The sequence below is a fragment of the Rhodobacter maris genome (assembly GCF_900217815.1).
GTDB classification, from domain to species: domain Bacteria; phylum Pseudomonadota; class Alphaproteobacteria; order Rhodobacterales; family Rhodobacteraceae; genus Rhodobacter; species Rhodobacter maris.
Map to the genome: position 1 here is coordinate 26769 of NZ_OBMT01000011.1, position 17504 is coordinate 44272.

Here is a 17504-nt window from a genome sequence, read left to right on the forward strand (position 1 = left end):
GCCGGAAAGATTTCGGACAGGTGTCGGGCATGGAAGCCGCATTGGCGGAAAAATTGGCGCAGGAGCGGCGGGCACGGCTTGCCGCCGAGCGGCTTCTGGAGCAAAAGAAGCGCGAACTTTTCTCTGCAAATCAGAAGCTTGCGCTTCACGCGCGGGCGCTTTCCGACCAGATCGTGCAACAGCGCCACGGGCTGCAGCAGGCACTGACCGAGGCCGCCTCGCTGAAGGGTGAAAACTCGAAAGTGCGGTGTGATCTGGAGCGCGCGGAATCGGTGGCGATGATCGCGCAGCGCCGGCTCTGGGACGCGCTCGAAACGATCCGCGACGGTTTCGCCGTCTATGACAGCGATCTGCGACTCGTGGTCGCGAACAAGGCCTATCTCTCCTTCTTTCATGGAGAGATCGCGGTTACGGCCGGGGTCACTTATGACTCTGTCCTCAAGATCGTCGCCAGCCACCAGATGATCGACATGGCCGGGCGCGACCCGCTCGACTGGCACCATGACATGATCGCCCGGATCCGGCGCGAACATATCGAGCCGGTGGTTTTGCGCACGCGCGAGGGCCGCCACATCAAGATGATCGACCGCTGGGGCGCAGATGGCGACCTCGTCTGCCTGTCGCAGGACATCACCCATATCATCGAACGCGAACGCGAACTTGAGGAAGCACGCAATCGGGCCGAGGCGGCAAACCGCGCAAAATCGGCGTTCCTCGCCAATATGAGCCACGAGATCCGCACGCCGATGAACGGCGTTGTTGGCATGGCCGAGCTTCTGGCCGAGACCGACCTGACGGAGGAACAGCAACTCTATGCCGAGACGATCCGCTCTTCGGGCGAGGCGCTGCTCACCATCATCAACGACGTGCTGGACTATTCGAAGATCGAGGCCGAGCGGCTGAAGCTTTACCCAGAGGTGTTCGACCTCGAGCGCTGCCTGCACGAGATCATGGTGCTGCTGCAGCCCTCCGCCAAGGACAAGGGGCTGAAGCTTCTTGTCGATTACGACCTTTTTCTGCCCACACGCTTCCTTGCCGATCCGGGGCGGATGCGGCAGATCCTCACAAACCTTCTTGGAAATGCGGTCAAATTCACCAATTCCGGCCATGTGCTCGCGCGGGTCGTGGGATTTGAACGGGGCCCGGATGCCTATGAGGTGCATGTGACGGTGGAAGACACCGGCATCGGCATCTCCCCCGAGAACATCGACCATGTGTTCGGCGAATTCAATCAGGTGGAAAGCACCTCGAACCGGCGGTTCGAGGGTACCGGGCTCGGTCTTGCGATCACCCGGCAACTGGTGCTTCTGATGGGCGGTTCGGTCTGGGTCGACAGCAATCTCGGCGAGGGATCCTGCTTTGGCTTCATCGTTACGCTGCCGCGCGCCGAGCCGGTGACGCAACTCGGGCCGACCCCGCCGGTGACGCTGCGCGCGGCCCTCGTGGTCGACGATCTTTTGGTGAACCGGGTCATCCTTGAACGCCAGCTTGAAACCTATGGCCTGCAGGTTACTCTTTGCCGCACCGGCGCCGAGGCGCTCTCCGCGGTCGAGCATGGTGGCACCTTTGACGTGGTGCTGACGGATCATCACATGCCCGATCTCGATGGGGTCGAGCTGTCGCGGCGGCTGCGCGCGCGCGGGACCGAAACGCCGGTCCTGCTGCTCACCTCCGACCGTGCCGCGATGGAAGATGCCGAGGGTGAAGAAACGCTCTTTGGTTGCCTCGAAAAGCCGGTGCTGCGCTCGGATCTGTTCCGCATGCTGCAGAAGATCTCACTGCGTCCCGCGCCCGAGTCGGTTGCCCCACCCGCACCCGAACCGCCCCCCAAACCGGTGAAGCGGGCAATGCGCGTGCTCGCCGCGGAGGACAACCGCACGAACCAGCTCGTCTTCGGCAAGATGGTGAAGGATCTCGACATCGAGTTGCGCTTTGCCGGCAATGGCCGCGAGGCGGTGGAGGAATGGCAAAGTTTCAAGCCGGACCTGATCTTCATGGATATCTCGATGCCGGAGATGGACGGGCGCGAGGCGACGCGGGCGATCCGCACCGCCGAGTTCGGCACCGGCGCGCGCGTGCCGATCTGCGCGCTCACCGCCCATGCGATGGAGGGCGACAGCGAGTCGATTTTCGAGGCGGGGCTTGATCACTATCTGACGAAGCCGCTCAAGAAGGCCTCGATCACCGAGCGGATCCGGGCGCATCAACCCGAGGAGGCACGCGCGGTGCTGCCCGAAGCGGCGGCGGGCTGATCAGCCCGCCGCGGCGATGATCGCCAGAAAGGTCGGGCCAAAGCGCTCGATCTTGGCCTCGCCCATGCCGCCGATGCGTTCCAGCTCGGCGCGGGTGCGGGGCTTTGTCTCGGCGATGCGCCGCAAGGTGGTGGCGGTGCAGCTCAAGTAGCGGTCGTGCCCATCCGTGCCGCGCGAAAGTTCCCGCTGTGCCTCTTCGAGCGCGTCATAAAGCGGCCCGGCGGTGCTGCCCGCGAGCTTGCGGCGCGCAGGATGGGGTGGCATGGCGGCCTGCGCCCCGGCGATCACCTCCAGAAAGGCGGCACCGTAGCTTTCGAGCTTTTTCGCGCCGACGCCACTCACCCGCGCGAAGGCATCGAGGCTGGCGGGGCGGGTCTCGGCCATTTCGATCAGGGTGCGGTCGGGAAAGATCATATAGGCGGGCAGGCCGGCGGCCTCCGCGAGCGCGCGGCGTTTCGCTTTCAACGCAGAAAGAAGCGGTGCATCCTCATCGGCGACAAGCGCCTTGGCCACCGGTTTCGCGCGGCCCTTGCGCACAAGATCGCGGCGCAGGGTGATGCTTTCCTCGCCGCGCAAAATCGGGCGGGCGCGGGCGGTCATCACCAAGGCGCCATGGCGGGCCGTATCGGGGCGGACAAGGTCATGCCCCTGCATCTGCCGAAAGATCGCCTGCCATTCGGAGCGCGAGAACTCGCGCCCCACGCCAAAGGTGGGCAGCCGATCATGGCCGCGGGCGCGAATACGGTCATTGCTTTGCCCGAGCAGGATCTCGATCAGATGACCCGCGCCATAGCTTTCTTCCGTCCGCAGCGCCGCAGAGAGGGCCTTGCGCACCGCCTCCGTGCCGTCAAAAAGATCGGGCGGTGTTTCACACAGATCGCAATTGCCGCAGGGCTCCGAGCTTTCGCCGAAATAGGCCAGAAGGCGCTGGCGGCGGCAGCCCGTGGCTTCGGCCAGCCCCAAAAGCGCATTGAGCCGCCCATGATCGGCGGCCTTGCGTTCATCGGGGGCGATCCCCTCGTCGATCTGCTGGCGGCGAAAGCGGATGTCATCGGCGCCGTAAAGGGTGAGCGTCTCGGCAGGGGCTCCATCGCGGCCCGCGCGGCCGATCTCCTGATAATAGCTCTCGATCGACTTTGGCAGATCGGCATGGGCGACCCAGCGGATATCGGGCTTGTCGATCCCCATCCCGAAGGCAACCGTGGCGGTGACAATCAGCCCGTCTTCGCGCTGGAACCGTGCCTCGACGCTGCGACGTTCCTCCGCCTCCATGCCGCCGTGATAATGGCAGGCAGGGTGGCCCGTCTCGCGCAACGCCCCCGCCAGTTGCTCGGTCTTTGCGCGCGAGGCGCAATAGACGATGCCCGATTGCCCGCGCCGTGCCGCGGCGAAATCGAGGATCTGCTTGCGCGGCTGGTCCTTGGGCTCGAAGGCGAGCGCGATATTGGGCCGGTCAAACCCGCGCAGAAAGGTGGCGGGGGCGCGGCCCTCGAACAGGCGCGTCACGATCTCGGCGCGGGTTTCCTCATCGGCGGTGGCGGTAAACGCGGCCAAGGGCACGCCGAGCGCGCGCTTGAGATCTCCGATGCGCAGGTAATCGGGGCGGAAATCATGGCCCCACTGGCTCACGCAATGCGCCTCGTCCACCGCGATGAGCCGCGTTTTCGCGCGGCGCAGCAGCGTGGTGGTGCCGCCCCCGGCAAGCCGTTCGGGCGCGATGTAGAGAAGCTTGAGCGTGCCCGCGTCAATCGCCTCGAACACGGCCTCGGTTTCTTCCTCGGTATTGCCCGAGGTGAGCGCCCCTGCCGCCACTCCGGCCTCCCTCAGCGAGCGCACCTGATCGCGCATCAGCGCAATCAGCGGCGAGATCACCACGGTCAGGCCATCGAGGCAAAGCGCGGGTAACTGGAAGCAGAGCGACTTGCCGCCGCCCGTGGGCATGATGGCGAGCGTGTCGCGCCCCGCCAGAACCGCCCGCACGATCTCTTCCTGCCCCGGTCGAAAGGCATGGAATCCGAACACCGAGGCAAGCAATGCCTCGGGCGTGGGGGCCGGCTCTGCGGGCATTCAGATGCCCAGAAGCCGCTGGATGAAGATCATCGCGATGATCACGATCATCGGCGTCAGGTCGATCCCCTGCATCGGCGGCAGGATCCGGCGGATCGGGCCATAAAACGGCTCCAGCGCACGCGAGAGCAGATCCCAGAGCTTGTAGACAAGCGGCTGGCGCATGTTGAGCACATTGAAGCCGATCAGCCAGCTCATGATGACATGGGCAAGGATCACGAACCACAGGATCTGGAACACGAGATGCAGGGCCACGAGAACCCCGTAAGGCAGGAAGGAAGAGAGCATCGGATACCTCCGCAAGGTTTCGAGACAGGTAAGCGAGCCGCGCCCCGCTTGCAACCGCCGTGAAGGGCGCATTTTCCGCAACGGTAATGTTGACCGCATCGCTGCGCTGCGGCAGGACGAGAAAAGCAGGGGAGGGGCCGATGTATCCGATCATCCGCATGGTGAAGGCGATTGTCGCATCGCGCGGCAAGCGCCGCGATATTCTGGAACCGATCTCGACCTGGCATCGCGCCTGGCCCTGGGACATCGATCCCTGGAAAGACCTCAACAATGGCCGAATCATCACCTTGTTCGATCTGGGCCGGATCGCGCTCGCCGCCGAGACGGGGCTCACCGCCACGCTGATGAAAAACCGCTGGGGCATCGTGGTGGCGGGCAACACGACGCGCTACCGCAAGCGCATCACCATGTTCCAGCGCTTCGAAATGCGCACCCGCTGTATCGGCTGGGATCAGCGCTTCGTTTATATGGAGCAGTCGATGTGGCGGAAGGGGGAGTGCTGCAACCACATCCTCATTCGCGGCGCGATCACCTCGAAAGCGGGCATCGTGGCGCCGCAAAAGGCTGTGGAGGCGATGGGGCACAGGGGCGAGAGCCCGGCGCTGCCCGCTTGGGTTCAGGCCTGGATCGCGGCGGATCACGAGCGCCCCTGGCCGCCCGAAATGCCCGCCGCCTGAGCACGTGCCCCCACGCAAATCGCACCGCTGAGGTAAATCTTGCGCGCTGCCCCGGTTTCGGGCTTGATCCGGGGAAACGGGTCAGGGGGGCGGCATGATCACGCAAAGACGGCGCATCTGGGGCTGGTGGTTTTTCGACTGGGCGAGCCAGCCCTACAACACCCTTCTCATCACCTTCATCTTTGCCCCTTTCATGAAGGTGCTTCTGGGCGATGGCACCACCGCGCAGGAGGTCTGGGGCTATGGCATCGGCGCGGCGGGGCTGATCATCGCTCTCGCCTCGCCCTTCCTCGGTGCCATCGCGGACAAGACCGGGCGGCGGATGCCGTTCGTCTGGCTCTTCTCGCTCATGTATGTGCTGGGCGCCTGGGGGCTGTGGTTCGCCGAGCCCGGGAATTTCAGCTTGATGCTGGTGATGGTCTCCTTCGCCATCGGCATGATCGGCATGGAATTCGCCACCTCCTTCACCAATGCGATGCTGCCTGATCTTGCCGGGCGCGAGAACCTCGGCAAGGTCTCGGGCTCGGGCTGGGCCTTTGGCTATCTGGGCGGCATGATCGCGCTGATCATCATGCTCACGCTTTTGCAGGCCAACCCCGACACCGGCAAAACCCTGATCGGGCTCGATCCGGTGTTCGGGCTCGATGTGAAGAGCCGCGAAGATACCCGCATCGTCGGCCCGCTCACCGCGGTCTGGTATGCGGTGTTCATGATCCCGTTTTTCCTGTGGGTGCGCGAGCCGCGCCATGCGGGCGCCGTGCCGATCGGCGCGGCCACCCGCGCCGCCTGGCCGGAGCTGCGTCAGACACTCTCGGAACTGCCAAAGAAGCCGAGCCTTTTCGCCTATCTGATCTCCTCGATGTTCTACCGCGACGCGCTCAACGGCATCTTCACCTTCGGCGGCATCTATGCGGCGGGCGTGCTCGAATGGTCGATCACGCAAATCGGGCTGTTCGGCATTCTGGGCACGATCACCGGCGCCACCTTTGCCTGGCTCGGCGGCAAGGCGGACGACCGCTTCGGCCCGAAGGCAGTGATCGTGTTCAACCTCGTGGTGCTGACGGCGGTGACGATCGGGGTTGTCTTCATCTCGCGCAGCAGCGTCTTCGGCGTCGCTGTCGCACCGGACAGCACGCTGCCTGATATCGCCTTCTATATGCTTGGCGGGCTCATCGGCGCGGGCGGCGGGGCGCTGCAATCGGCCTCGCGCACGATGATGGTGCGTCAGTCCGACCCGGAGAAGATGACCGAATGTTTCGGACTTTATGCGCTCACCGGCAAGGCCACGGCCTTCATCGCGCCGCTCTCGATCGGGCTTGTGACCGGGCTCAGCGGCAACCAGTCGATCGGCATCACTCCCATCATCGTGCTTTTCGTTCTGGGGCTGATCCTGCTAGCCTTCGTGAAGACCGAGGGCGAGACGCCCGCAACGACCCCCTGAGCCGGGAGGAGCGCCGATGACCCCGATCCGCCTGCTGACCGCCGCCCTCGCGCTGGCGCTCGCCGCGGGGGCGACTCAGGCCGAGCCGCTTGCCCGCAGCCTTTTCGGGGCGAAGGCGGCTCCCTCGGCCGGGCCGTCGCAACCCATCGGGGCTTATGCGCGCGGCTGTGCCGCGGGGCTTGTGGCCCTGCCCGAAACCGGGCCCACCTGGCAGGCCATGCGGCTCAGCCGCAACCGCAACTGGGGCCAGCCGCAACTCGTCCAGTTCCTCGAAGATCTCTCACGCTATGCGGCAACGCTGCCGGGCTGGCAGGGGCTCTACATCGGCGACATGAGCCAACCGCGCGGCGGGCCCATGACGGGAGGGCACGCAAGCCATCAGATCGGGCTTGATGCCGATATCTGGATGCTGCCGCCCAGCTCGCTGCGGCTCAGCCGCTCCCAGCGTGAGAGCATTTCGTCGATCTCGATTCGCACCGAGGATCAAACCCGGATCAACGGTAACTGGACGCCTGCGCATATGGCACTTTTGCGGGCTGCCGCTTCCGACCCGCGGGTGGACCGGATTTTTGTCGCGGCCGCCGCCAAGATCGCCATGTGCCGTCAGGCCAGCCGCGCCGACAAGGCCTGGTTGCAAAAGATCCGCCCGCTTTATGGCCATAACACGCATTTTCATGTGCGGCTCAAATGTCCGCCCGGCGCGCGGCTGTGCGAAACGCAGAGCCCGACCGTGGCGCAGCTCTCTCAGGGCGGTGATGGTTGCGACGAGAGCCTTAACTGGTGGGTAACGACTTATCTTGAAGAATTGCGCCACCCGCCGAAGCGGCCGGCCAACCCGGGGCCGCCGCCCAAAAACGCAAAAACTTATGTGATGTCGGATCTGCCTGCTGAATGCCGCAATGTTCTTTCCGCGCCCTGATCGTTGCCGTGCCGTTTGTCTTCGGACTATCGGTCTCGCATGCACAGGAGACGCGCGATGCTGCCGAATTCCTTCAAAGCTATCGCTGGCGCCTGAATGAGCCGTCTTTCGGCGGTTTTTCGGCGATCGAGCTGGACGAGACCGGCAATCGTTTCGTCACCCTGTCGGATCGTGCAACGGTGTGGAGCGGAAGGATCAATCGCGATGCCGCGGGCGCCATCAGTTCCGTTTTCACGGAAGATATGGCCGTGCTGCGCGATGGCCGGGGCAAGCCGCTGAACAAGGCGATCGGGGATTCCGAGGGGCTCGCGGTTGCGGAGGATGGCGGGCTTTACATCTCTTTCGAGGGGCGTGCGCGTGTCAGCTCCTATGCGACGCCCGAGTCGCCCGAACGAATGCTGCCGCGGGTTATGGGGTTCAAGAGCCTGCCGAAGAACGGCTCACTGGAAGCGCTCGCGATCGGGCCCGACGGGGCGCTCTATACTCTGCCCGAAGATGCGATCGCTGGGCGCAGCGATAGCCCGGTGTGGCGCTTTTCCGGCGCAAGATGGAGCCAGCCTTTCGGCATTCCGCGCGACGGCGCGTGGAAACCGGTGGGTGCCGATTTCGGCCCCGATGGTCGGTTTTATCTGCTTGAGCGCGACCTGCGCGGCCTTGCGGGATTCGCCACGAGGGTGCGGGTTTTCGATATTTCCGGGGACCGGATCAGCGCGGGCGAGGTGGTTCTCGAAACGCCGCCGGGGCGTCATGGCGATCTTGAGGGGATTGCGGTCTGGCGGGACGCTGCCGGAGCGATTCGGCTGACGATGATTGCCGATGACAACTTCAGCACCTTCCTGAGCACCGAAATCGTCGAGTATCGCTTGCCGCATTGAGGTTTTTCTTGACCGGCGGGCGGGCCGGGCGTAAGCGGCGCCGTCCGCATGCTGCGGACCATGTCTCCGCTACCATGTAAAAACGGTGATCCAATGCGCTACCTGCCCGGCATTCTTGCCATGGCCGCCATCGTCGTGGCCTCCAACATCCTCGTGCAATATCTCTATGGCCAGTGGCTGACGCTCGGGGCGTTCACCTATCCGCTCGCCTTCCTCGTCACCGATCTGACGAACCGCCTGCAAGGCGCCCGCGCGGCGCGGCTCGTGGTCGTTTCAGGCTTTGTCGTGGGCGTGATCTGCTCGCTCATCGGCTCGCAGATCATGGGCGAATTTGGCCCGCTCGTCAGCTTCCGCGTTGCGCTCGCCTCCGGGCTCGCCTTCCTCGCCGCGCAACTGACCGATGTGACGATCTTCAACCGGCTGCGCGCGAAAGGCGGCTGGTGGACGGCGCCGCTCTTTTCCACCCTCGTCGGCGCCTCGCTCGACACGATGATCTTCTTCACCACGGCGTTTGCCGCGCAGCTCACCTTCCTCGAACCCGGCAATGACGTGACCTGGGCCAATGAAATCCTGCCGCTTCTGGGCGTCGGTCCGGCCGTGCCGCTCTGGATTTCGCTCGGCGTAGCCGATTGGTGCGTAAAAATCGCGCTTGCGGTCATTGCACTGGCGCCGTTTCGGGCAATTATCTGGCGGTTCTCGCCAAGGATTGCGTAAATTTACTTGCCATACACCAGATCTGTGCCACCCTCTCCTTATCGGCAACATTCATGAAAGGAGGTGGTCCAGTGTCTAGAGTGATATTGGAGAGAGGTGTCGGGACAGTCAGGGGGGCCGAGGCCTGAGGGCAACCCCAAGGGTTTCATCCCTGGCTGGGACGGAGGATCTGATCCAGACCCTAACCGGACCATCTCCGTAGATCTCGGGGGTCGCGAGGGAAATCCCGCGGCCCTTTTCTTTTGCGACTTATCGACCGGGCGGGGCGTTTGGCGCCCCTTTTTCGTTTCCGGGGCTGGAATTGCCGGGCGGAGCGTGGCACTCCAGAGGGACGTGGAGGGGCCGATGACGGATGACGATATTTCCAAGATGACGTTCGAACAGGCGATGGCCGCGCTCGAACAGGTGGTCAATCAGCTCGAACGTGGCGAGGTGGCGCTTGATCAGTCGATCGCGCTCTCCGAACGCGGCGCAAAGCTCAAGGAGCGTTGCGCGAAACTCCTCAAAGAGGCCGAGGAGCGGGTCGAAAAGATCATGCTCGGCGAGGGCGGGCAGCCCGTGGGCACGCAAGCGGTGGAAGGTCTGTGATGTTCGAGGAACGTCTGAAAGAGGTGCAGGACGCGGTCGAGGCCGCGATGCAGGCAGCGATTGCGGCGTTCCCGCAAAGCGATCTGCGCGACGCGATGGCCTATGCGGCGCAGGGCGGCAAGCGGTTGCGCGCCTTTCTCGTGCTTGAATCCGCGCGGATCCATGGCCTGACCGACGCACAGGCGATGCCTGCCGCGCTCGCCATCGAGGCGCTGCACGCCTACAGCCTTGTTCATGACGACATGCCCTGCATGGACAATGACGATCTCCGCCGCGGCCTGCCGACGGTGCACCGCAAATGGGACGAAGCCACCGCTGTGCTGGTGGGCGATGCGCTCCAGACCCTCGCGTTTGAGCTTTGTGCCGATCCGGTGCTGGGCGATGCCGCGCACCGGATCGAGCTGGTAAAAGCGCTCGCCGTCGGCTCCGGCGCGGCAGGCATGGTCTATGGGCAGGCGCTCGACATCGCCGCCGAAACAGCCGCCGCGCCGCTTTCGCTCGACGACATCATCAAGCTGCAGGCGGGCAAGACCGGGGCGCTGATTTCTTTTGCCGCGCAGGCGGGCGCCATTCTCGCGGGGGCCGACCGCGCCCCGCTCGCGGCCTATGCCAAGGCGCTGGGCCTTGCCTTTCAGATTGCGGACGACATCCTGGACGTGGAAGGCAGCGAGGAAACGGCGGGCAAGCGGCTGGGCAAGGATGCCGATGCGGGCAAGGCCACCTTCGTCTCGCATCTCGGCCTCGCGGGCGCCAAGGCGCGCGCCGCCGAGCTTGTGGCCGAAGCCGTCGCGGCGCTTGAGCCCTATGGGCCTGCCGCCGAACGCCTGCGCGATGCCGCGCGTTTTGTGATCGCCCGTGACAAGTGAAAGACCGATGAGCCAGCCGCCAATCACCCCCGTCCTCGACCGTGTTCGCCTGCCCTCCGACCTGAAGGGCCTTTCTGACCGCGAATTGCAGCGCCTTGCCGAAGAGCTGCGCGCCGAGACGATCTCGGCGGTGTCGGTGACCGGCGGTCATCTGGGCGCCGGGCTTGGCGTGATCGAGCTGACGGTTGCGCTTCATGCCATCTTTGATTGCCCGCGTGACAAGATCATCTGGGATGTGGGCCACCAGTGCTACCCGCACAAGATCCTCACCGGGCGGCGGGAGCGGATCCGCACGCTGCGCACCAAGGGCGGGCTCTCGGGCTTCACCAAGCGCTCCGAAAGCCCCTATGACGCCTTTGGCGCGGGGCACAGCTCCACCTCGATCTCGGCGGCGACGGGCTTCACCATGGCGCGCGAACTGGGCTCGGAATGCGGGGATGCGATTGCGATCATCGGCGATGGCGCGCTCACCGGCGGCATGGCCTTCGAGGCGCTCAACCACGCGGGCCACCTTGGCAAGCGCATGTTCGTGGTGCTCAACGACAATGAGATGTCGATTGCGCCGCCCGTGGGCGCGCTTTCGGGCTATCTCACCCGGCTTTATGCCGAGGCGCCCTTGCAAGACCTCAAGGCGATGGCGAAAGGCGCGGTGAGCCTGCTGCCCGAAACGTTGCAGGAGGGCGCGCGCCGCGCAAAAGAGATGCTCAAGGGCATGGCGCTGGGCGGCACGCTGTTTGAGGAGCTGAATTTCTCTTATGTCGGCCCGGTTGACGGGCATGACCTCGAGACGCTTCTGCCGCTCTTCCGCACGCTCAAGGCGCGTGCGACGGGGCCGGTGCTGATCCATGCGGTGACAAAGAAGGGCAAGGGCTATGCCCCCGCCGAAAACCGCCCCGACCGCGGCCATGCCACGGCGCGCTTTGATGTGCTCACCGGCGCGCAGGTCAAGGCGCCGTCGAACGCGCCGAGCTACACCAAGGTTTTTGCCGAGGCGCTGATCGATCAGGCAAGCCGTGACGAGAAGATTGTTGCCGTGACCGCGGCGATGCCCGAGGGCACCGGGCTCAACCTTTTCGCTGACCGGTTCCCGCGGCGCTGCTTTGACGTGGGCATTGCCGAGCAGCATGGCGTGACCTTCTCGGCGGGTCTGGCGGCCGGAGGGATGAAGCCCTTCTGCGCGATCTATTCCACCTTCTTGCAGCGCGGCTATGACCAGATCGTGCATGACGTGGCGATCCAGCGGCTGCCGGTGCGCTTTGCCATCGACCGTGCGGGTCTTGTGGGCGCCGATGGCGCAACCCATGCCGGGAGCTATGACATCGCCTTCATGGCGAATCTGCCGGGCATGGTGGTGATGGCGGCGGCCGACGAGGCTGAGCTTGTGCATATGGTTGCCACGGCGGCGGCGCATGACGAAGGGCCGATTGCCTTCCGCTATCCGCGCGGGGAGGGGATGGGCGTCGATATGCCCGAGCACGGCATGCCGCTTGAGATCGGCAAGGGCCGGATCGTGTCAGAGGGCGCGCGGGTCGCGATCCTCTCCTATGGCACGCGTCTGGCCGAGGTGCTCAAGGCGCGCGAAGCCCTGGCCGCGCGCGGCATGGCGCCCACCGTGGCGGATGCCCGCTTTGCCAAGCCGCTCGATACCGACCTTATCCTGCGGCTCGTGGCCGAGCATGAGGCGGTGATCTGCATCGAAGAGGGTGCGGTGGGCGGCTTTGGCTCCCATGTCGCGCAGTTCCTGAGCGCGCAGGGCGTGTTCGACCGGGGCTACAAGTTCCGTTCGATGGTGCTGCCCGATACGTTCATCGACCACGCCAGCCCCGAAGATATGTATGCCAGCGCCAAAATGAACGCCGAACATATCGAGGCGAAAGTACTCGAACTGCTTGGCGTTGCCGTGGCGAAGCGCGCCTGAAGACCCTGCTTTGGGGCGGCCTCAGGCCGCTTCTTCGGCGCTGAGCAACCCTTCGGCGACCAGACGCTTCGCCCAGCCCTCGGGCTGCGTGAAAAGATGCGTTTTCCAGCCGCGTGCGGATGCCGCAGCGATGTTTTCGGGCCGGTCATCGGCAAACAGCAGATCAGTGCCCGATAGCCCGCTTTCCTCCTCAAGCAGCGCATAAAAGCGCGGGTCGGGCTTCATCATGCGCCGATGCGCCGAGACAAAGAGCCGGTCGAAGGTGGTGAGGTAGGGATAGGCCTCGCAGGCGATCTCGAAGGTTTCGGCACCGAAGTTCGAGAGCGCAAAAACCGGCACGCCACGGGCTTTCAGCGCGCCAAGGAGCCGCGCGGAATGGGGGATGCCGGGCGAGGCCATGGTGAGCCATTCATCATGCCAGAGCATGATTTCTGCCGCCCATTGCGGGAAGGCCGCGGCCTGTGCCGCGATCCGGGCATGAAACGGCGCGCCAAGGTCAATTTCTTCATTCGCCGCCTCGATCCCGCTTTCGGCAAAAAAGGCGCGGGCGCGTTCTGCCCCGAGACGGGCCTCATAAAACGTGTCCGGGTTCCATTCGATCAGCACCTTGCCGATGTCGAAGACGACAGCCTTGGTCATGTATGCACCCATGCGATGACGGCGGGGATGGTGAGGATGCTCGCGGCGGTCGAGAACAGGATCGCCGAAGACACCCGTTGTGGGGCCACCCCAAAATGCGCGGCGAGAATGTAGACATTGCCCGCGACGGGGAGTGCCGCGGCTGCGATCATCACGCCCGCCGCGAAGGGCTCGACCGGGAAGAGAAAGAGCGCAGCCACTGCCACCGCGGCCGGATGCAGAAACAGTTTGGCGCCCGAAAGCCAGAGCGCCGGGCCAACCTTTTCCGCGCTGCGGCCCGCGAGCGAGGCGCCAATGGCAAACAGCGCGCCCGGTGTGGCGGCCCCGCCGAGGATCTTCATGAATTCGTCGAGCGGGCCGGGCATCGGAAGGTGCAGCAGCGCCCAGGCGAGACCGGCGATCATCGAGACGATCATCGGGTTCTTTGCCAGCCCGAGCGCAAGCGGGGCCAGCGCCACCCGGCCATGGCGCGCATAGGTGACAAGAAGCGTGATCAGCGTGGAAAACACGATCATGTCGGCGGCAAGCACCATCAGCACCGGCCCCGCGGCCTTGGGCCCCAAAAGCACCACAAGCATCGGCACGCCGAGAAAGCCGGTATTGCCGGTCATCGCGGTATGGGCCTCCATCGCCGCCTCGGCCAAGGGGCGCGCGCGCGCCTTGGCAACGGCAAAGCCGATGATCCACACAAAGATTGAGCCGGCGAGATAGGCGGCGAAAAAGGCCGGGTCGAACAGCTCTTCAAGCGGCAGCGTGGCGGTGAAGCGAAACAGCATCGCCGAGAGCGCAAAGTAAAAGACGAATTTCGTCAGCCAGGCGGTGGCCTCGGGCGGAAAAAACCGCGCCCGCCCGGCCCCCCAGCCAAGCGCGATCAGCCCGAAGAAGGGCAGCGTCTTGAGAAAGATCTCCCACATGCCTCAGCGCTAGCACGGGCTGCGCTGCGGCGCCAGCACTCAGCCCGCGCCGATCAACGCGCCCGCGGCAAAGACCAGCGCGCCGCCGATCACCACTTGAATCACCGCCCGCAGAATGGGCGTTTCCATGTATTTGTTCTGGATCCAGGCAATCGCCCAAAGCTCGACGAAAACGATGATCATGGCGATCACCGTTGCGGTCCAGAAATCCGGGATCAGATAGGGGAGCGCATGGCCGAGCCCGCCCACCGCCGTCATGATGCCTGAGGCGAGGCCGCGCTTGAGCGGGCTGCCACGACCAGAGATCACGCCGTCATCATGGGCGGCTTCGGTGAAGCCCATCGAGATGCCCGCGCCGGTGGCGGCGGCAAGGCCCACAAGCAGCGTGGTGTGGGTATCTTGCGTTGCAAAGGCGGTGGCAAAGATCGGCGCCAGCGTGGAGACGGAGCCATCCATCAGCCCCGCGAGCCCCGGCTGCACCCATGTCAGCACGAATTGCCGATGCGCGGCGTGATCTTCCTCGGATTTCGTCTCGCCATCGAGATGTTCGGCCACGAGTTGCTCGGCGCGCGTCTCATGTCCCTGTTCGGCGGCGGCCAGATCGCCCAGAAGCTTCCGCGTCGCGGCATCCTGGGTGCGTTGCGCAGCATAGGTATAGAACCGCCCCGCGGCCCGCTCCATCTCTTCCGCCTCCGCCCGGATCGTCTCGAGCGAGAGGTTGGTGGCGAGCCAGACCGGTTTGCGATTGTAAAAGCCCGAGACATGCTCCCGGCGGATTAGCGGAATCACCTCGCCAAAGCGCGCGCGGTGCCGCTCGATCAGAAGCCGGCGATGCCCGTCTTCCTCTTCCGCCATCCCGTCGAAGACAGCCGCCGTGCCCGGATACTCGGCCCGGAGCCGCTCCGCATAGCTGCGATAGATCCGCGCGTCATCCTCTTCCGACGAGATGGCAAGGGCGAGAATCTCCTGTTCCGAGAGATCCTTGAACCGGCGACGGGAGGCGATTCCGGGCAGCATGGGAGTCCTTTCTTGGAATGGTTCTAAAATATTGGCGCTGCCCGAACATACAACCGAAATATATAAACCATCCAGTTCATTTCCTCTTGAAAAACTGAACCGAAGAGTTCATATGGCTTATATGAACCGAGTGGTTCAGAAAAGGAGAATGATATGAAACGCCTCATTTCCGGTCTTGTTCTGGCGACCGTGACCGCTACCGCGGCGGCGGCGGGGGGCTGGAGCTTCGATATCCCGCGGCTCGACTTCCCGACCACCGCGAGCGTCTCGACCCAGGGCTGCAGCCATTTGACGCAGACCTGCAAGCTGTAAAGGCGCCCGCGCAACAAGCCTGGCCGCGGTCAACAGGCAATTGACCCCGCTGGGCCAGCGCCCTACCCATTGAGTCTGAAATCCGGACCGGGAGGAGCGCATGGCCGAACCGCAAGATGCCCTGATCGTCATCGACATCCAGAATGACTTCTGCCCCGGTGGTGCGCTGGCGGTAGCTGGGGGTGACGAGATCCTGCCGCAGGTGAATGCGCTGATGGCGCAATTTCCCATCAGCGTGCTGACGCAGGACTGGCACCCGGAAAACCATACGTCCTTTGCCGCCAACCATCCCGGCGCGGCGCCCTTCTCGCCATTGCAGATGCCCTACGGGATGCAGACGCTCTGGCCGAGCCATTGCGTGCAAGGCTCGGAGGGGGCGGATTTCCACCCCGGGCTCGATGTCGAACGCGCAGAGCTGATCCTGCGCAAGGGCTTCCGCCCCGGCATCGACAGCTATTCCGCGTTTTTCGAAAACGACCGCACCACCGCCACGGGGCTCGCGGGCTATCTGCGCGAGCGCGGCATCACGCGGCTGACCTTCGTGGGCCTCGCGCTCGATTACTGCGTCGGCTGGTCGGCGCTGGATGCGGCGCGGCTCGGCTTTGAGGTGCGCGTGATCGAGAGCGCCTGCCGCGCCATCGACCTTGACGGCTCGCTGGAGGCGGCGCGCGCGGCGATGCAGGCCGCGGGCGTGGTGCTGGACGCCTGACATGGTCGATATTGCCACCCGCGTCTACAACCACCGCTGGCGGATCGACCCGATCGTGCGCTCGCTGCTTGATACCGATTTCTACAAGCTGCTGATGTGCCAGTCGGTCTATCGCAATGCGCGCGACACGCAGGTGACCTTTTCGCTGATCAACCGCACCAAGGCGATCCGGCTCGCCGATCTGATCGACGAGGGGGAGCTGCGCGCCCAGCTCGACTATGCCCGTGGTCTGCGGCTCACCCGGGGCGAAAGCACCTGGCTCAGAGGCAACACCTTTTACGGCAAGCGGCAGATGTTCCGCTCCGATTTCATGGAGTGGTTCGAGACCTTCCAGCTCCCGCCCTATCACCTCGAGAAACGCGACGGGCAATATGAGCTCACCTTCGAGGGCGCCTGGCCCGAGGTGATGATGTGGGAGATCCCGGCGCTTGCGATCCTGATGGAGTTGCGTTCGCGCGCCGTTCTGGGCGACATGAAGCGCTTCGAACTGCAGGTGCTCTACGCCCGCGCGATGACCCGCGTGTGGGAAAAGATCGAGCGGCTGCGCAAGATCGAAGGGCTGAAGATCGCCGATTTCGGCACGCGGCGGCGGCACGGGTTTTTGTGGCAGGACTGGTGCGTGCAGGCGATGCTCGAAGGGCTGGGCGAGGCCTTCACCGGCACCTCGAACTGCCTGATCGCGATGCGGCGCGACCTTGAGGCGGTGGGCACCAATGCCCATGAGTTGCCGATGGTCTTTGCCGCGCTCGCCGAAACCGAGCATGAGTTGCGGCAGGCGCCCTACAAGGTGCTTGAGGCTTGGCACGAAGAGCACGAGGGCAACCTGCGCATCATCCTGCCCGACACCTATGGCACGAACGGCTTTCTGGCCCATGCGCCCGACTGGCTCGCCGCCTGGACCGGGGTGCGGATCGATTCCGGCAACCCGTTCGAGGGCGCGCAAAGGGCGATCGACTGGTGGCGGGCGCGCGGCGAAGATCCGCGCAAAAAACTGATCATCTTTTCCGACGGGCTCGACGTGGCGCAGATCGAGGATCTGCATGCCCATTTCCGCGGCCAGGTGAAGGTGAGCTTCGGGTGGGGCACACTGCTCACCAACGATTTCCGCAAGCTGGTGGCAGAAGATGCGCTCGCGCCCTTCAGCCTCGTGTGCAAGGCGGTGGCGGCGAACGGGCGGCCAACGGTGAAGCTTTCGGACAATCCCGAAAAGGCAACCGGCCCGGCCGAAGAGATCGCGCGCTATCGGCGCGTGTTTGAGGTGGGGGCGCAGGCGGCGATGCCGGTGGTGGTCTGAGGGCTTTCGCCCTC

The 17504-nt window shown here is 64.6% G+C and carries 17 protein-coding genes; 12 read left to right on the forward strand and 5 right to left on the reverse strand.

The features are described from left to right. Positions 1-29 precede the first annotated feature (29 nt). Positions 30-2252 carry a response regulator gene (locus CRO22_RS13640; RefSeq protein ID WP_097070719.1) on the forward strand — a complete coding sequence of 741 codons (2223 nt, stop codon included), beginning with the start codon at positions 30-32 and terminating at the stop codon, positions 2250-2252. Here CRO22_RS13640 and recQ read toward each other — a convergent pair whose 3' ends face one another. Together recQ and CRO22_RS13650 are read right to left on the reverse strand one after the other, a co-directional pair. Next, on the reverse strand, positions 2253-4319 hold the full coding sequence (gene recQ, locus CRO22_RS13645; protein ID WP_097070720.1) for a DNA helicase RecQ: 2067 nt from the start codon (positions 4317-4319) through the stop codon (positions 2253-2255). Then, the gene (locus tag CRO22_RS13650; RefSeq protein ID WP_097070721.1) at positions 4320-4607 is read right to left on the reverse strand and encodes a YggT family protein; all 288 of its coding nucleotides are present in this window, start codon (positions 4605-4607) and stop codon (positions 4320-4322) included. Between the two features lie 140 nt (positions 4608-4747). On the opposite strand from CRO22_RS13650, the gene CRO22_RS13655 reads away from it, so the two are divergent. The 8 genes from CRO22_RS13655 to dxs all read left to right on the forward strand — a co-directional run bounded on the left by CRO22_RS13655 (position 4748) and on the right by dxs (position 12605). Further along, positions 4748-5284 (forward strand): acyl-CoA thioesterase, encoded by a 537-nt coding sequence (locus tag CRO22_RS13655; protein WP_097070722.1) that lies wholly within the window; start codon positions 4748-4750, stop codon positions 5282-5284. 94 nt (positions 5285-5378) lie between these two features. Continuing rightward, a complete protein-coding gene (locus CRO22_RS13660) occupies positions 5379-6725 on the forward strand; it encodes an MFS transporter (RefSeq protein WP_097070723.1) in 1347 nt (448 codons plus the stop codon). 16 nt (positions 6726-6741) lie between these two features. Then, positions 6742-7644: a penicillin-insensitive murein endopeptidase gene (gene mepA, locus CRO22_RS13665; RefSeq protein WP_097070724.1), complete on the forward strand. Its 903-nt coding sequence runs from the start codon at positions 6742-6744 to the stop codon at positions 7642-7644. Then, positions 7617-8519 carry an esterase-like activity of phytase family protein gene (locus tag CRO22_RS13670; RefSeq protein WP_176518650.1) on the forward strand — a complete coding sequence of 301 codons (903 nt, stop codon included), beginning with the start codon at positions 7617-7619 and terminating at the stop codon, positions 8517-8519. The genes mepA and CRO22_RS13670 overlap by 28 nt, the downstream gene beginning before the upstream one ends. 93 nt (positions 8520-8612) lie before the next feature. Then, positions 8613-9233, forward strand: a complete 621-nt coding sequence (locus tag CRO22_RS13675) for a queuosine precursor transporter (RefSeq protein ID WP_097070725.1) — start codon at positions 8613-8615, stop codon at positions 9231-9233. A 345-nt stretch (positions 9234-9578) separates the two neighbouring features. After that, entirely contained in the window at positions 9579-9821 is a 243-nt protein-coding gene (locus tag CRO22_RS13680) for an exodeoxyribonuclease VII small subunit (RefSeq protein WP_097070726.1), read from the forward strand. A 47-nt stretch (positions 9822-9868) separates the two neighbouring features. After that, entirely contained in the window at positions 9869-10687 is an 819-nt protein-coding gene (locus CRO22_RS13685) for a polyprenyl synthetase family protein (RefSeq protein ID WP_245860984.1), read from the forward strand. Between the two features lie 7 nt (positions 10688-10694). Beyond that, positions 10695-12605, forward strand: a complete 1911-nt coding sequence (dxs, locus tag CRO22_RS13690; RefSeq protein ID WP_097070728.1) for a 1-deoxy-D-xylulose-5-phosphate synthase — start codon at positions 10695-10697, stop codon at positions 12603-12605. 21 nt (positions 12606-12626) lie between these two features. Here the strand turns inward: dxs and CRO22_RS13695 are convergent, their stop codons facing one another. From CRO22_RS13695 to mbfA, 3 genes are read right to left on the reverse strand one after another with little or no spacing between them, the layout of a single operon-like run. After that, complete coding sequence (locus CRO22_RS13695) at positions 12627-13244, reverse strand: HAD family hydrolase (protein ID WP_097070729.1); 618 nt, start codon at positions 13242-13244, stop codon at positions 12627-12629. After that, complete coding sequence (locus CRO22_RS13700; protein ID WP_097070730.1) at positions 13241-14158, reverse strand: AEC family transporter; 918 nt, start codon at positions 14156-14158, stop codon at positions 13241-13243. The genes CRO22_RS13695 and CRO22_RS13700 overlap by 4 nt, the downstream gene beginning before the upstream one ends. Before the next feature lie 39 nt (positions 14159-14197). Next, positions 14198-15175, reverse strand: a complete 978-nt coding sequence (gene mbfA, locus CRO22_RS13705; protein ID WP_097070731.1) for an iron exporter MbfA — start codon at positions 15173-15175, stop codon at positions 14198-14200. Between the two features lie 153 nt (positions 15176-15328). Between mbfA and CRO22_RS18895 the strand changes: the two genes are divergently transcribed. The 3 genes from CRO22_RS18895 (at position 15329) to pncB (ending at position 17490) form a co-directional block, all read left to right on the forward strand. Continuing rightward, on the forward strand, positions 15329-15487 hold the full coding sequence (locus tag CRO22_RS18895) for a hypothetical protein (protein WP_176518651.1): 159 nt from the start codon (positions 15329-15331) through the stop codon (positions 15485-15487). Between the two features lie 100 nt (positions 15488-15587). Continuing rightward, positions 15588-16196 (forward strand): bifunctional nicotinamidase/pyrazinamidase, encoded by a 609-nt coding sequence (gene pncA / locus CRO22_RS13710; RefSeq protein WP_097070732.1) that lies wholly within the window; start codon positions 15588-15590, stop codon positions 16194-16196. Position 16197: 1 nt separating this feature from the next. Further along, entirely contained in the window at positions 16198-17490 is a 1293-nt protein-coding gene (gene pncB, locus CRO22_RS13715) for a nicotinate phosphoribosyltransferase (protein ID WP_097070733.1), read from the forward strand. Positions 17491-17504: the final 14 nt, after the last annotated feature.